Origin of the sequence: Escherichia sp. 10290 (assembly GCF_030295155.1) — a bacterium.
In the GTDB taxonomy this organism is placed as follows: Bacteria; Pseudomonadota; Gammaproteobacteria; order Enterobacterales; family Enterobacteriaceae; genus Escherichia; species Escherichia coli_F.
Genome location: NZ_AP025741.1, coordinates 428,461 through 443,740 on the forward strand (window position 1 = coordinate 428,461; position 15,280 = coordinate 443,740).

General features: G+C 52.9%; 13 protein-coding genes. 5 read left to right on the plus strand and 8 right to left on the minus strand.

All coding sequences use genetic code 11. From position 1 onward, the window contains the following. Positions 1-23: 23 nt before the first annotated feature. Together codB and codA are read left to right on the plus strand one after the other, a co-directional pair. Positions 24-1,283 carry a cytosine permease gene (gene codB / locus QUE74_RS02075; RefSeq protein WP_000076233.1) on the plus strand — a complete coding sequence of 420 codons (1,260 nt, stop codon included), beginning with the start codon at positions 24-26 and terminating at the stop codon, positions 1,281-1,283. After that, positions 1,273-2,556: a cytosine/isoguanine deaminase gene (gene codA, locus QUE74_RS02080; RefSeq protein WP_001355157.1), complete on the plus strand. Its 1,284-nt coding sequence runs from the start codon at positions 1,273-1,275 to the stop codon at positions 2,554-2,556. The genes codB and codA overlap by 11 nt, the downstream gene beginning before the upstream one ends. Positions 2,557-2,675: 119 nt before the next feature. On the opposite strand, the gene cynR is transcribed toward codA, so the two are convergent. Next, a complete protein-coding gene (gene cynR, locus QUE74_RS02085) occupies positions 2,676-3,575 on the minus strand; it encodes a transcriptional regulator CynR (RefSeq protein ID WP_000952468.1) in 900 nt (299 codons plus the stop codon). Between the two features lie 109 nt (positions 3,576-3,684). Between cynR and cynT the strand changes: the two genes are divergently transcribed. From cynT to cynX, 3 genes are read left to right on the plus strand one after another with little or no spacing between them, the layout of a single operon-like run. Further along, positions 3,685-4,344 carry a carbonic anhydrase CynT gene (gene cynT / locus QUE74_RS02090; protein WP_000658646.1) on the plus strand — a complete coding sequence of 220 codons (660 nt, stop codon included), beginning with the start codon at positions 3,685-3,687 and terminating at the stop codon, positions 4,342-4,344. Positions 4,345-4,374: 30 nt separating this feature from the next. Further along, complete coding sequence (gene cynS / locus QUE74_RS02095) at positions 4,375-4,845, plus strand: cyanase (RefSeq protein ID WP_000616244.1); 471 nt, start codon at positions 4,375-4,377, stop codon at positions 4,843-4,845. Between the two features lie 5 nt (positions 4,846-4,850). After that, positions 4,851-6,032: a cyanate transporter CynX gene (cynX, locus tag QUE74_RS02100; protein WP_032194001.1), complete on the plus strand. Its 1,182-nt coding sequence runs from the start codon at positions 4,851-4,853 to the stop codon at positions 6,030-6,032. Between the two features lie 102 nt (positions 6,033-6,134). Here the strand turns inward: cynX and lacA are convergent, their stop codons facing one another. From lacA to QUE74_RS02135, 7 genes are all read right to left on the minus strand, one after another. Then, positions 6,135-6,746: a galactoside O-acetyltransferase gene (lacA, locus tag QUE74_RS02105; RefSeq protein WP_001355158.1), complete on the minus strand. Its 612-nt coding sequence runs from the start codon at positions 6,744-6,746 to the stop codon at positions 6,135-6,137. Between the two features lie 65 nt (positions 6,747-6,811). After that, positions 6,812-8,065 (minus strand): lactose permease, encoded by a 1,254-nt coding sequence (lacY, locus tag QUE74_RS02110; RefSeq protein WP_000291532.1) that lies wholly within the window; start codon positions 8,063-8,065, stop codon positions 6,812-6,814. A gap of 51 nt (positions 8,066-8,116) precedes the next feature. Continuing rightward, positions 8,117-11,191 carry a beta-galactosidase gene (gene lacZ / locus QUE74_RS02115; protein ID WP_000177964.1) on the minus strand — a complete coding sequence of 1,025 codons (3,075 nt, stop codon included), beginning with the start codon at positions 11,189-11,191 and terminating at the stop codon, positions 8,117-8,119. A 122-nt stretch (positions 11,192-11,313) separates the two neighbouring features. Then, complete coding sequence (gene lacI / locus QUE74_RS02120; RefSeq protein WP_000805872.1) at positions 11,314-12,396, minus strand: DNA-binding transcriptional repressor LacI; 1,083 nt, start codon at positions 12,394-12,396, stop codon at positions 11,314-11,316. Positions 12,397-12,432: 36 nt separating this feature from the next. Next, the gene (gene ovrA / locus QUE74_RS02125) at positions 12,433-13,386 is read right to left on the minus strand and encodes an OI-19-encoded virulence regulator OvrA (RefSeq protein WP_001247700.1); all 954 of its coding nucleotides are present in this window, start codon (positions 13,384-13,386) and stop codon (positions 12,433-12,435) included. A gap of 19 nt (positions 13,387-13,405) precedes the next feature. Then, positions 13,406-14,182 (minus strand): MBL fold metallo-hydrolase, encoded by a 777-nt coding sequence (locus tag QUE74_RS02130; protein WP_000705451.1) that lies wholly within the window; start codon positions 14,180-14,182, stop codon positions 13,406-13,408. A 114-nt stretch (positions 14,183-14,296) separates the two neighbouring features. Further along, a complete protein-coding gene (locus QUE74_RS02135; protein WP_001168074.1) occupies positions 14,297-15,130 on the minus strand; it encodes a DNA-binding transcriptional regulator in 834 nt (277 codons plus the stop codon). Positions 15,131-15,280 lie beyond the last annotated feature (150 nt).

Below are 15,280 nucleotides of genomic sequence, written 5' to 3' on the forward strand. Positions count from 1 at the left end.
AAACAGCAAAAAGGGGGAATTTCGTGTCGCAAGATAACAACTTTAGCCAGGGGCCAGTCCCGCAGTCGGCGCGGAAAGGGGTATTGGCATTGACGTTCGTCATGCTGGGATTAACCTTCTTTTCCGCCAGTATGTGGACCGGCGGCACTCTCGGAACCGGTCTTAGCTATCATGATTTCTTCCTCGCAGTCCTCATCGGTAATCTTCTCCTCGGTATTTACACTTCATTTCTTGGTTACATTGGCGCAAAAACCGGCCTGACCACCCATCTTCTTGCTCGCTTCTCGTTTGGTGTTAAAGGCTCATGGCTGCCTTCACTGCTGCTGGGCGGCACTCAGGTCGGCTGGTTTGGTGTTGGCGTGGCGATGTTTGCTATTCCGGTGGGCAAGGCAACCGGGCTGGATATTAATTTGCTGATTGCCGTTTCCGGTTTACTGATGACCGTCACCGTCTTCTTTGGCATTTCGGCGCTGACGGTACTTTCGGTGATTGCGGTTCCGGCGATTGCCTGCCTTGGCGGTTATTCCGTATGGCTGGCCGTTAACGGCATGGGCGGTTTGGACGCCTTAAAAGCGGTCGTTCCCGCACAACCGCTAGATTTCAATGTCGCGCTGGCGCTGGTTGTGGGGTCATTTATCAGTGCGGGTACGCTCACCGCTGACTTTGTCCGCTTTGGTCGCAATGCCAAACTGGCGGTGCTGGTGGCGATGGTGGCCTTTTTCCTCGGCAACTCGTTGATGTTTATTTTCGGTGCGGCAGGCGCTGCGGCACTGGGGATGGCGGATATCTCTGATGTGATGATTGCTCAGGGCTTGCTGCTGCCCGCGATTGTGGTGCTGGGGTTGAATATCTGGACCACCAACGATAACGCGCTCTATGCGTCGGGTTTAGGTTTCGCCAATATTACCGGTATGTCGAGCAAAACTCTTTCAGTAATCAACGGTATTATCGGCACGGTCTGCGCACTATGGCTGTATAACAATTTTGTCGGCTGGCTAACCTTCCTTTCGGCTGCTATTCCTCCGGTGGGTGGCGTGATCATCGCCGACTATCTGATGAACCGTCGCCGCTATGAGCACTTTGCGACCACGCGTATGATGAGTGTCAATTGGGTGGCGATTCTGGCGGTCGCGCTGGGGATTGCCGCAGGCCACTGGTTACCGGGCATTGTTCCGGTCAACGCGGTATTAGGTGGTGCGCTGAGTTATCTGATCCTTAACCCGATTTTGAATCGCAAAACGACAGCTGCAATGACGCATGTGGAGGCTAACAGTGTCGAATAACGCTTTACAGACAATTATTAACGCCCGGTTACCCGGCAAAGAGGGGCTATGGCAGATTCATCTGCAGGACGGAAAAATCAGCGCCATTGATGCGCAATCCGGCGTGATGCCCGTAACAGAAAACAGCCTGGATGCCGAGCAAGGTTTAGTTTTACCGCCGTTTGTGGAGCCGCATATTCACCTGGATACCACGCAAACCGCCGGGCAACCGAACTGGAATCAGTCTGGCACGCTGTTTGAAGGCATTGAACGCTGGGCCGAGCGCAAAGCGTTATTAACCCATGACGATGTGAAACAACGCGCCTGGCAAACGCTGAAATGGCAGATTGCCAACGGCATTCAGCATGTGCGTACCCATGTCGATGTTTCGGATGCAACCCTGACTGCGCTGAAAGCAATGCTGGAAGTGAAGCAGGAAGTCGCGCCGTGGATTGATCTGCAAATCGTCGCCTTCCCGCAGGAAGGGATTTTGTCGTATCCCAACGGTGAAGCGTTGCTGGAAGAGGCGTTACGCTTAGGGGCTGACGTAGTGGGGGCGATTCCGCATTTTGAATTTACCCGTGAATATGGCGTGGAGTCGCTGCATAAAACCTTCGCCCTGGCGCAAAAATACGACCGTCTCATTGATGTTCACTGTGATGAGATCGATGACGAACAGTCGCGCTTTGTCGAAACCGTTGCCGCCCTGGCTCACCGTGAAGGCATGGGCGCGCGAGTCACCGCCAGCCACACCACGGCAATGCACTCCTATAACGGGGCGTATACCTCGCGCCTGTTCCGTTTGCTGAAAATGTCCGGTATTAACTTTGTCGCCAACCCGCTGGTCAATATTCATCTACAAGGGCGTTTCGATACGTATCCAAAACGTCGCGGTATTACGCGCGTTAAAGAGATGCTGGAGTCCGGCATTAACGTCTGCTTTGGTCACGATGATGTCTTCGATCCGTGGTATCCGCTGGGAACGGCGAATATGCTGCAAGTGCTGCATATGGGGCTGCATGTTTGCCAGCTGATGGGCTACGGGCAGATTAACGATGGCCTGAATTTAATCACCCACCACAGCGCCAGGACGTTGAATTTGCAGGATTACGGCATTGCCGCCGGAAACAGCGCCAACCTGATTATCCTGCCGGCTGAAAATGGATTTGATGCGCTGCGCCGTCAGGTTCCGGTACGTTATTCGGTACGTGGCGGCAAGGTGATTGCCAGCACACAACCGGCACAAACCACCGTATATCTGGAGCAGCCAGAAGCCATCGATTACAAACGGTAATCGGCTGGGTTGCAGCGAGCGTAGTTTATGTCGGATGCGGCGTGAACGCCTTGCACTGAACTCGTAGGCCTGATAAGCGTCCGCATCAGGCAATTCCAGCCGCTGACCTGTGTCAGCGGCTACCGCGATTCATTCCCGCCAACAACCGCGCATTTATCCAACGCCATTTGCAAAAATGCCTTCGCGGCGGCTGTCTGCCAGCTATTTTTCCGCCGCAACAAAACCGCCGTTCTCTCCAGTAACGGTGGGGCAAGGGATATAGCTTTAAGCCCGTCATGTTGTGTGGCAATCGCTGCTGGCAACAATGTGGAAAGGGAAGTGCGGCGAATCAGCGCCAGAACTGCGCTAATTGAGTTCGCCTCTATCACCACCTGTGGATGTAGCCCCGCTTTCTCGCAGTAGTGGTCAATTTGCTCTCTGGTGGCAAATTCCGCGCTGAGCAGTACCAGTTTTTCATCATGCAAGCGACTCAACGCCACCTGTTCATGGTCTGCCAGTGGATGATGTTGCGCCACGACTAACGCTAAACTTTCTGTCAGTAAAGGTATTGCCTCCAGTTCCGGCGAATGCACCGGCGCGAAGGCAATCCCAACATCCAGCTCGTCGCGGCAAAGCAGATCTTCGATTTTCTCCTGTGACATTTCCTGTAGCTGGAGCGTGATGCCGGGATAACGCGCATAGAAATCCGCCATTAAAGGGCCGATAAAGTAGCTCGTGAAGGTGGGGGTGACGGCGATGCGCAGCGATCCTCGCGTCAAATCGGCAACATCATGAATCGCCCGTTTACCCGCCCCCAGTTCCTGTAACGCACGGCTGGCGTACTGTCGCCAGACTTCTCCCGCATCGGTGAGACGAATCGTTCGCCCGCTACGGTCAAACAGCGGTACGCCCAAACTCTCTTCTAACTGGCGAATCTGCTGGGAAAGCGCAGGTTGGGAGATATGCAACGCACTGGCGGCACGGGTGAAGCTGCCATGTTCAGCCACGGCAAGAAAGTAATTGATATGTCGAGAGAGCATTCGCCAACCTATAAGCAAATCCAATAGAACTCATCATAAATGAGTCTTTTACCTTATGGCAATCGGCGAGTAGTCTGCCTCTCATTCCAGAGACAGACAGAGGTTAACGGTGAAAGAGATTATTGATGGATTCCTTAAATTCCAGCGCGAGGCATTTCCGAAGCGGGAAGCCTTGTTTAAACAGCTGGCGACACAGCAAAGCCCGCGCACACTTTTTATCTCCTGCTCCGACAGCCGTCTGGTCCCTGAGCTGGTGACGCAACGCGAACCTGGCGATCTGTTCGTTATTCGCAACGCAGGCAATATCGTCCCTTCCTACGGACCGGAACCTGGTGGCGTTTCTGCTTCGGTGGAGTATGCCGTCGCTGCGCTTCGGGTATCTGACATTGTGATTTGCGGTCATTCCAACTGTGGCGCGATGACCGCCATTGCCAGCTGTCAGTGCATGGACCATATGCCTGCTGTTTCCCACTGGCTGCGTTATGCCGATTCAGCCCGCGTCGTTAATGAGGCGCGCCCGCATTCCGATTTAGCGTCAAAAGCTGCGGCGATGGTACGTGAAAACGTCATTGCTCAGTTGGCTAATTTGCAAACTCATCCATCGGTGCGCCTGGCGCTCGAAGAGGGGTGGATCGCCCTGCACGGCTGGGTCTACGACATTGAAAGCGGCAGTATCGCAGCCTTTGACGGCGCAACCCGCCAGTTTGTGCCACTGGCAGCTAATCCTTGCGTTTGTGCCATACCGCTACGCCAGCCGACCGCAGCGTAACCTTATTTTTAAACCATCAGGAGATTCACCATGATTCAGTCGCAAATTAACCGCAATATTCGTCTTGATCTTGCCGATGCCATTTTGCTCAGCAAAGCTAAAAAAGATCTCTCATTTGCCGAGATTGCCGACGGCACCGGTCTGGCAGAAGCCTTTGTGACCGCGGCTTTGCTGGGGCAGCAGGCGCTTCCTGCCGACGCTGCCCGCCTGGTCGGGGCGAAGCTGGAGCTCGACGAAGACGCCATTTTACTGTTGCAGATGATTCCACTGCGTGGCTGCATTGATGACCGTGTTCCAACCGACCCAACGATGTACCGTTTCTATGAAATGTTGCAGGTGTACGGTACGACCCTGAAAGCGTTGGTTCATGAGAAGTTTGGCGATGGCATTATCAGTGCGATTAACTTCAAACTCGACGTCAAGAAAGTGGCGGACCCGGAAGGTGGCGAACGTGCGGTCATCACTTTAGATGGTAAATATCTGCCGACCAAACCGTTCTGACAGCCATGCGCGACCATCAAAAGACGTTCACGATGCTGCTGGTTCTGGTGCTGATTGGTCTTAATATGCGACCACTGCTCACCTCCGTCGGGCCACTGCTACCGCAATTGCGCCAGGCGAGCGGAATGAGCTTTAGCGTGGCTGCCCTGTTGACGGCTCTGCCGGTGGTCACCATGGGCGGGCTGGCGCTGGTCGGAGGCTGGCTTCATCAGCATGTCAGCGAACGTCGCAGCGTCGCCATCAGTTTGTTGCTGATAGCCGTCGGCGCATTGATGCGAGAGCTTTACCCTCAAAGTGTGCTGCTGCTTAGCAGCGCACTGCTCGGTGGAGTGGGGGTCGGCATCATTCAGGCGGTGATGCCTTCGGTGATTAAACGGCGGTTTCAGCAGCGCACGCCACTGGTGATGGGGCTGTGGTCTGCGGCTCTGATGGGCGGCGGTGGACTTGGTGCCGCCCTGACGCCCTGGTTAGTTCAACACAGCGAGATTTGGTTCCAGACTCTCGCCTGGTGGGCGCTGCCTGCCATTATTGCGCTCTTTGCCTGGTGGTGGCAAAGCTGCCGCGAGGTCGTCTCTTCCCACAAGACAACAACCACTCCGGTTCGCGTAGTCTTCACTCCCCGCGCCTGGACGCTGGGTATTTACTTCGGTCTGATTAACGGCGGTTACGCCAGTCTGATTGCCTGGTTACCCGCCTTCTATATTGAGATCGGTGCCAGCACGCAGTACAGCGGTTCCTTGCTGGCGTTGATGACGCTTGGTCAAGCCGCAGGGGCATTGCTGATGCCTGCTATGGCTCGCCATCAGGATCGGCGCAAACTATTAATGCTGGCACTGGCGTTACAACTGGTGGGTTTCTGCGGCTTTATCTGGCTGCCGCTGCAATTGCCGGTATTGTGGGCAATGGTGTGTGGGTTAGGTCTGGGTGGCGCATTTCCGCTCTGTTTGCTGCTGGCGCTCGATCACTCTGCGCAACCCGCTATTGCTGGCAAACTGGTGGCGTTTATGCAGGGGATCGGTTTTATCATTGCCGGGCTTGCTCCGTGGTTTTCTGGTGTGCTGCGTAGTATCAGTGGCAATTACCTGATGGACTGGGCGTTTCATGCGCTGTGCGTCGTTGGGCTGATGATCATAACCCTGCGTTTTGCACCAGCACGTTTTCCGCAGCTGTGGGTCAAAGAGGCATGATGCGACGCTCGTTCCTGCGCTTTGTTTACGCCGGATGCGGCCTACGTAGATCACTGAACTTATAGGCCTGATAAGCGGAGCGCATCAGGCAATTTTGCTTATTTAAACTGGCGATTCAACTTTAAAATCTTTGAAATAATATTGCTTATCCCGGTCGTTTATTTCGCGAATAACCCGACAAGGAATGCCTGCAGCTACGACGTTTGGTGGAATGTCTTTTGTGACGACACTTCCCGCGCCAATAACAGAATTATCCCCGATGGTGACGCCTGGATTAATGACCACATGGCTGCCGATCCAGACGTTATTACCAATCGTTATCGCAAAAGAGTACATCTCTCCGTTTTTTCTTAATTCATGGTGTACAGGGTGTCCCGTAACGGAAAGAGTAACATTGGGTGCAATCAATACGTTATCACCGATTGTTACCGTGTAGTCATCGACAATGGTTAAATTGAAATTTGCGTAAAAATTGCGGCCTATATGGATGTTGGAACCGTAAGAGAAATAGACGGGTGGTTCTACCCAGGCGTTTTCCCCTACCGTGGCAAACATTTCTTTAAGCAGGCTTTCCCTTTTTTCAACTTCTGATGGATGCGAGTGATTAAACTCATACATTAACGTTTTCCCACGAAGTCTTTTTTCCGGTAAGCCTTCGCACATATCGGTAAATAGCTTGCCTGCTTTTATTCTTTCTGTCATTGGCATGTTCATTGCGATCATTCCGTCCTGATATGTTGGTCGGATAAGGCGCTCGCGCCGCATCCGACATTGATTGCTTAAGCGACTTCATTCACCTGACGACGCAGTAGAGAAAGCGGACCGGGGCCGCTAAGCGTGAACACGGAAATTAAGGTGAAGCCCAGCGCCACCAGACCCAGCACCAGATAAGCGCCCTGGAAACCGATGCTTTCATACATATTGCCCGCCAGTACAGACATAAAAATCATCGCCAGTTGCTTAAAGAAGCAGAAACAGACCAGATAAATCGTCGCTGAAAAACGCACTTCAAACTGGCTGGTAATATATTTAAAGCAGCCCACCAGCAGGAACGGTACTTCAAACATATGCAGCGTTTTCAGAATAACCACTTCCAGCGCTGAGGTGGCGAATGATGAGCCAATAATACGTACAGACATAATAGTGCCAGCCAGCAGCAGGGCGTTTTTCCCACCGATGCGATTAATGATCAGTGGCGCAAAGAACATAATCGAGGCGTTAAGTAATTCGCCCATTGTCGTTACGTAGCCAAATACCCGCGTACCCTGTTCACCGGTAGCAAAGAACGAAGTAAAGAAATTAGCAAACTGTTGGTCAAAAACATCGTAGGTGCAGGAAACGCCAATAACATACAGTGACAAAAACCACAGTTTTGGCTGTCTGAACAGTTCCAGCGCCAGCTTAAGGCTAAATGCCGAATGGTTGGCACCTACCGCATTGGCAACCGTGGCAGAAGAGGGCGCATCCGTTTTGGCGAAAAAGAGTAAAACGGCGAGGATGAGTGCACAGCCAGAGCCCAGCCAGAAAACAAACTGATTATTGATGGTGAACATGATGCCGACAATCGAGGCACACAGCGCCCAGCCAACACAGCCAAACATCCGCGCGCGACCAAATTCGAAATTACTGCGACGGCTGACTTTCTCGATAAATGCCTCTACTGCTGGCGCACCGGCGTTAAAACAGAAACCAAGATAAATACCACCAACAATCGACCCTACTAAAATGTTGTATTGTAATAGTGGCCCGAAGATAAAAATAAAGAACGGCGCAAACATTACTAACATGCCGGTAATCATCCACAGCAGGTATTTGCGCAGCCCGAGTTTGTCAGAAAGCAGACCAAACAGCGGTTGGAATAATAGCGAGAACAGAGAAATAGCGGCAAAAATAATACCCGTATCACTTTTGCTGATATGGTTGATGTCATGTAGCCAAATGGGGAAAAACGGGAAGTAGGCTCCCATGATAAAAAAATAAAAGAAAAAGAAAAAACCGAACATCCAAAAGTTTGTGTTTTTTAAATAGTACATAATGGATTTCCTTACGCGAAATACGGGCAGACATGGCCTGCCCGGTTATTATTATTTTTGACACCAGACCAACTGGTAATGGTAGCGACCGGCGCTCAGCTGGAATTCCGCCGACACTGACGGGCTCCAGGAGTCGTCGCCACCAATTCCCATATGGAAACCGTCGATATTTAGCCATGTGCCTTCTTCCGCGCGCAGCAGATGGCGATGGCTGGTTTCCATCAGTTGTTGTTGGCTGTAGCGGCTGATGTTGAACTGGAAGTCGCCGCGCCACTGGTGTGGTCCATAATTCAATTCGCGCGTCCCGCAGCGCAGACCGTTTTCGCTCGGGAAGACGTACGGGGTATACATGTCTGACAATGGCAAGTCCCAGCGGTCAAAACAGGCCGCAGTCAGACGGTCGGGATAGTTTTCTTGCGGCCCTAATCCGAGCCAGTTTACCCGCTCTGCGACATGTGCGAGCTCGCAGGTCAGGCCAATCCGCGCCGGATGCGGTGTGTCGCTCGCTACTTCAACATCCACACTGACGACCATCTCACCGTGCCCATCGATACGGTAGGTTTTCCGGCTGATAAATAAGGTTTTCCCCTGATACTGCCAGGCGTGGACAGTGGTAATCAGCACCGCGTCGGCAAGCGTATCTGCCGTGCACTGCAACAACGCGGCTTCGGCCTGGTAATGGCCCGCCGCCTTCCAGCGTTCTACCCAGGCATTCGGGTCAATGCGGGTCGCTTCACTGACGCCAATGTCGTTATCCAGCGGGGCACGGGTGAACTGATCGCGCAGCGGCGTCAGCAGTTGTTTTTCATCGCCAATCCACATCTGTGAAAGAAAGCCTGACTGGCGGTTAAATTGCCAACGCTTATTACCCAGTTCGATACAAAAATCCGTTTCGCTGGTGGCCAGTTGCGGGATGGCGTGGGACGTGGAGGGGAGTGCCACACTGAGGTTTTCCGCCAGTCGCCATTGTTGCCAGGCGCTGATGTGTCCGGCTTCTGACCAGGCGGTCGCGTTCGGTTGCACTACGTGTACCGTAAGCCAGAGTTGTCCGGCGCTCTCCGGCCGCGGCAGTTCAGGCAGTTCAATCAACTGTTTACCTTGTGGAGCGACAGTCAGAGGCACTTCACCGCTTGCCAGCGGCTTGCCATCCAGCGCCACCGACCAGTGCAGGAGCTCGTTATCGCTATAACGAAACAGGTATTCGCTGGTCACTTCGATGGTTCGCCCGGATAAACGGAACTGGAAAAACTGCTGTTGGTGTTTTGCTTCTGTCATTGCCGGATGTGGCGTGCGGTCGGCAAAGACCAGACCGTTCATGCAGAACTGGCGATCGTTCGGCGTATCGCCAAAGTCACCACCGTAAGCCGACCACGGGTTGCCGTTTTCATCATATTTAATCAGCGACTGATCCACCCAGTCCCAGACGAATCCACCCTGTAAACGGGGGTACTGACGAAACGCCTGCCAGTATTTCGCGAAGCCGCCAAGACTGTTACCCATTGCGTGGGCGTATTCGCAAAGGATCAGTGGGCGCGTCTCTCCAGGCAGCGAAAGCCATTTTTTGATGGACCATTTTGGCACTGCCGGGAAGGGCTGGTCTTCATCCACGCGCGCGTACATCGGGCAAATAATATCGGTGGCTGTGGTGTCTGCTCCGCCGCCTTCATACTGCACCGGGCGGGAAGGATCGACAGATTTAATCCAGCGATAGAGTGCGTCGTGATTGGCACCGTGGCCCGATTCATTACCCAGCGACCAGATAATTACGCTCGGGTGATTTCGATCGCGCTGCACCATCCGCGTTACGCGTTCACTCATGGCCGGTAGCCAGCGTGGATCATCGGTCAGACGATTCATTGGCACCATGCCGTGGGTTTCAATATTGGCTTCATCCACCACATACAGGCCGTAGCGGTCGCACAGCGTGTACCACAGCGGGTGGTTCGGATAATGCGAACAGCGCACGGCGTTAAAGTTGTTCTGCTTCATCAGCAGGATATCCTGCACCATCGTTTGCTCATCCATGACCTGACCATGCAGAGGATGATGCTCGTGACGGTTAACGCCGCGAATCAGCAACGGCTTGCCGTTCAGCAGCAGGAGACCATTTTCAATCCGCACCTCGCGGAAACCGACATCGCAGGCTTCTGCTTCAATCAGCGTGCCGTCGGCGGTGTGCAGTTCAATAACTGCACGATAGAGATTCGGGAGTTCGGCGCTCCACAGCGCCGGGTTTTGAACGTTCAGGCGTAGCGTGACGCGATCGGCATAACCACCACGTTCATCGATAATTTCGCCGCCGAAAGGAGCCGTACCGCTGGCGACCTGCGTTTCACCCAGCCACAAAGAAACCGTCACCCTCAGCGCATCGCGCAGTTCACCGCACATCTGAACGTTTGCTTCCAGTACCGCGCGGCTGAAATCATCATTAAAGTGAGTGGCAACATGGAAATCGCTGATTTGTGTGGTCGGTTTATGCAGCAACGAGACGTCACGGAAAATGCCGCTCATTCGCCACATATCCTGATCTTCCAGATAGCTACCGTCACTCCAGCGCAGCACCATCACCGCGAGGCGGTTATCTCCGGCGCGTAAAAATGCGCTGAGGTCAAATTCAGACGGCAAACGGCTGTCCTGTCCGTAACCGACCCAGCGCCCGTTGCACCACAAATGAAACGCCGAGTTAATGCCATCAAAAATAATTCGCGTCTGGCCTTCCTGTAACCAGCTTTCATCAACATTAAATGTGAGCGAGTAACAACCTGTCGGATTCTCCGTGGGAACAAACGGTGGATTGACTGCAATGGGATAGGTCACATTGGTGTAGATAGGCGCATCGTAACCGAGCATCTGCCAGTTTGAGGGGACGACGACAGTATCGGCGTCAGGAAGATCGCGCTCCAGCCAACTTTCCGGCACCGCTTCTGGGGACGGGAACCAGGCAAATTGCCACTCACCATTCAGGCTGCGTAACTGCCGGGAAGGGCGATTATAGCGGGCCTCTTCACTATTTCGCCAGCTGGCGAAAGGAGGATGCGCCGCAAGGCGGTTGAGTTGGGTAACGCCAGGGTTTTCCCAGTCACGACGTTGTAATACGACGGCCAGTGAATCCGTAATCATGGTCATAGCTGTATCCTGTGTGAAATTGTTATCCGCTCACAATTTCATACAACATACGAGTCGGACACATCAGGTGTAAAGCCTGGGGTGCCTAATGAGTGAGCTGACTCACATTAATTGCGTTGCGCTCACTGCTCGCTTTCCAGTCGGGAAATTTGTCGCGCCAGCTGCATTAAGGAATCAGCCAACGCCTGGGGAGAAGCGGTTTGCGTATTGGGTGGCAGGGTGGTTTTTCGTTTCACCAGTGAGACGGGCAACAGCTGATTGCCCTTCACTGCCTGCCCCTGAGAGAGTTGCAGCAAGCGGTCCACGCTGGTTTGCCCAAGCAGGCGAAAATCCTGTTTGATGGTCGTTAATGGCGGGATATAACACGAGCTGTCTTCGGTATCGTCGTATCCCACTACCGAGATATCCGCGCCGACGCGCAGCCCGAACTCGGTAATGGCGCGCATTGCACCCAGCGCCATCTGATCGTTGGCAACCAGCATCGCGGTAGGAATGATGCACTCATTCAGCATCTGCATGGTTTGATGAAAACCGGACATGGCGCTCCAGTCGCCTTCCCGTTCCGCTATCGGTTGAATTTGATTGTGTTTAAGATATTTATGCCAGCCCGCCAGACGCAGACGCGCCGAGACAGAACTTAATGGGCCCGCTAACAGCGCGATTTGCTGGTGACCCAATGCGACCAAATGCTCTACGCCCAGCCGCGTACCGTCTTCATGGGAAAAAATAATACTGTTGATGGGAGTCTGGTCAGAGACATCAAGAAATAGCGCCGGAACATTAGCGCAGGCTGCCTCCACAGCAATGGCATCCTGGTCATCCAGCGGATAGTTGATGATCAGACCACTTACGCGTTGCGCGAGAAGATTGTGTACTGCCGCTTTACAGGCTTCGACACCGCTTCTTTCTACCATCGACACCACCACGCTGGCACCCAGTTGATCGGCGCGAGATTTAATCGCCGCGACAATTTGCGACGGTGCGTGCAGGGCCAGACTGGAGGTGGCAACGCCAATCAGCAACGACTGTTTGCCCGCTAACTGTTGTGCTACGCGGTTGGGAATGTAATTTAGCTCCGCCATCGCCGCTTCCACTTTTTCCCGCGTTTTCGCTGAAACGTGGCTGGCCTGATTCACCACGCGCGAAACGGTCTGATAAGAGACACCGGCATACTCCGCGACATCGTATAGCGTTACTGGTTTCACATTCACCACCCTGAATTGACTTTCTTCCGGGCGCTATCATGCCATACCACGAAAGGTTTTGCGCCATTCTGCGGGGCTGACGCCGAAGTGAGATTTAAAATGCTGACGCCAGGTCACAGGTGAGAGAAAACCCACCTCAGCCGCTATCCGCTCAACGGGCAACTGACTGGATCCCAACAGTTCCTGGCTACGGCGTAAGCGTTCAGTGATGAGCCATTCGGCGATACTCGAACCGGTCGCTTTCATAAAATGACGGGTTAGTGTGCGGCGACTCATCATTACTCGCTGAGCCAGCGAGTCGAGATCATGCTGTTGCGCAATGTTTTGCCGCAGGTAATCCAGCAGGAGGTTAATGCGTTCATCATGGGTATTTTTCGGCACCGGTTGCTCTATAAACTGCGCCTGACCGCCGGTGCGATATGGCGGTACGACCATCCGTCGGGCAATATGGTTAGCATAGTCGCTGCCAAAATGTTGCCGAACAATATACAAACAGCAATCCAGCGCCGCGGCAGTACCGGCAGAGGTAATAATGCCATCATCGTCTACATACAACGCGTTAATATCCAGATGTGTTTGTGGAAAACGTGCCTGAAATTCACGCTCGAACTCCCAGTGCGTGGCAGCACGCTTATTGTTCAGTAAACCTGCATAGCCGAGCACAAACGTGCCCAGGCAAAGCCCGACAATCTGTGCCCCGTTATCTCGTGCGGTCGTTAAGGCTTCCAGCAGTTTTTGTGGCGGTTTTTGTGTAATTGTTCCCCAGTAAGGAATTATCACAATATCCGCCTGGATGACTGCCGTATAGTCATGGGTGGCGGTTACGGAAAACCCATCGGCAGAGTCCACATTTCCCGGCTTTTCAGCGCAGATAATTACATGAAAGCGTTTTTTCTCCGCCATTTTTTCGCTAAACACGATAAACGGTACGGAAAGGTGAAAAGGACTAAAACCGGCAACGGCGATAATGGCAACAGTTAGCGGGCGCATAACACTCTTTATCTCCGAATTAGAATGTCAACGTTTCACCATCTTCTGGTACGTTCACAAATTCGATAATTTGATTATCTCTGGCGTATTCCTTGAGCGCATCACGCGTCAGCAAACAGTGGTTTACGGCCTCCATATGTGTCGCGACAATTTGCGCTTCTGGCAGGGTAAAATGTGTTTTGAGAATATCTTCAGCTCCCATAATTATCGCGCCATGCCCCAGAACATGCGCAAATCCGGCATTCAACACCACCACTTCTGGTTGGAAAGTTAGCATTGTAGCCTCGACGTCATCACGCCAGAGGGTATCGCCAGCCAGATAGAGCGTTTTCTCTGTCGGGTGCTGGAAAACAACGCCGCAGGCTGCGCCTAAACGCTTCGCCATAGCCGGGTCTGCATAGGTGCGATCGGAGCCGTGCTGCCCTGTCGTTTTATGCAGAGTAATATCGCCAAATTTAGTCTCGTCGGCAAGTACGGTAAGATGCGTAAATCCTTGTTTATGCAGTGATTCAGCATCTTGCTCATTTTGCACATAAATCAGTTTATCTTTGGGGACGACGCGGGAGGCTGTTTCGTCCCAGTGATCTTCATGCAAATGGGTCACTATTAGGGCGTCAACGTTGAGTAACGTTGTTAAATCGCACGGTAATTCTACCGTTGGATTGCGGATTTCTGCGCGTGCCGTTCCGGCAAAACCCGGATAACTTCCTTTAGGCGCGAGTAACGGGTCAATAAGAAATGTTTTGCCAGCGTATTGGATAATTTGGGTGGCATTACGAATTTGAGTAATTTTCATGATTTGCTCCACATCACAGTATTGATGGCATTAGCGTAGCGTGCAGCCCGTACTGTGCATGTGGGCAAATGGGCGAATAACGATGAGAATGGGCCAAATTACACATTGGCGCAACTAGCGTAAATGCACGCCGCTTCGCCGTCCGGCCACCAGAATAGCCTGCGATTCAACCCCTTCTTCGATCTGTTTTGCTACCCGTTGTAGCGCCGGAAGATGCTTTTCCGCTGCCTGTTCGATGGTCATTGCGCTCGCCATATACACCAGATTCAGACAGCCAATCACCCGTTGTTCACTGCGTAGGGGCACGGCAATGGAGGCGATCTTCTCTTCCTGATCCCAGCCACGATAGTTCTGTCCGTAACCCTCTTTGCGTGCGCGCGCCAGAATGGCTTCCAGCTTTAACGGCTCCCGTGCCAGCTGATAGTCATCACCGGAGCGGGCGGCTAACATTTCGATTAACTCCTTGCGTTCTTGTTCCGGGCAAAAGGCCAGCCAGGTCAGGCCCGAGGCGGTTTTCAGAAGCGGTAAACGTCGCCCGACCATTGCCCGGTGAAAGGATAAACGGCTGAAACGGTGGGTGGTTTCGCGTACCACCATTGCATCAACATCCAGCGTGGACACATCTGTCGGCCATACCACTTCGCGCAACAGATCGCCCAGCAGCGGGGCTGCCAGTGCAGAAATCCATTGTTCGTCACGAAATCCTTCGCTTAATTGCCGCACTTTGATGGTCAGACGAAAACTGTCATCGGAGGGACTGCGCCGGACATATCCCTCTTCCTGCAGCGTTTCCAGCAGTCGCCGCACAGTGGTGCGATGCAGGCCGCTGAGCTCCGCCAGCAGCCCGACGCTGGCACCGCCATCGAGTTTATTTAACATATTTAATAACATTAGACCGCGGGTTAAGCCGCGCACGGTTTTGTATTCCGTCTGCTCATCTTTCTGCATATTAATTGACATTTCTATAGTTAAAACAACGTTGTGCACTTGGTGCACACTCAGGCATGTTTCGATTGTAGCCGAAAACACCCTTCCTATACTGAGCGCACAATAAAAAATCATTCACATGTTTTTAACAAAATAAGTTGCGTTGAACTG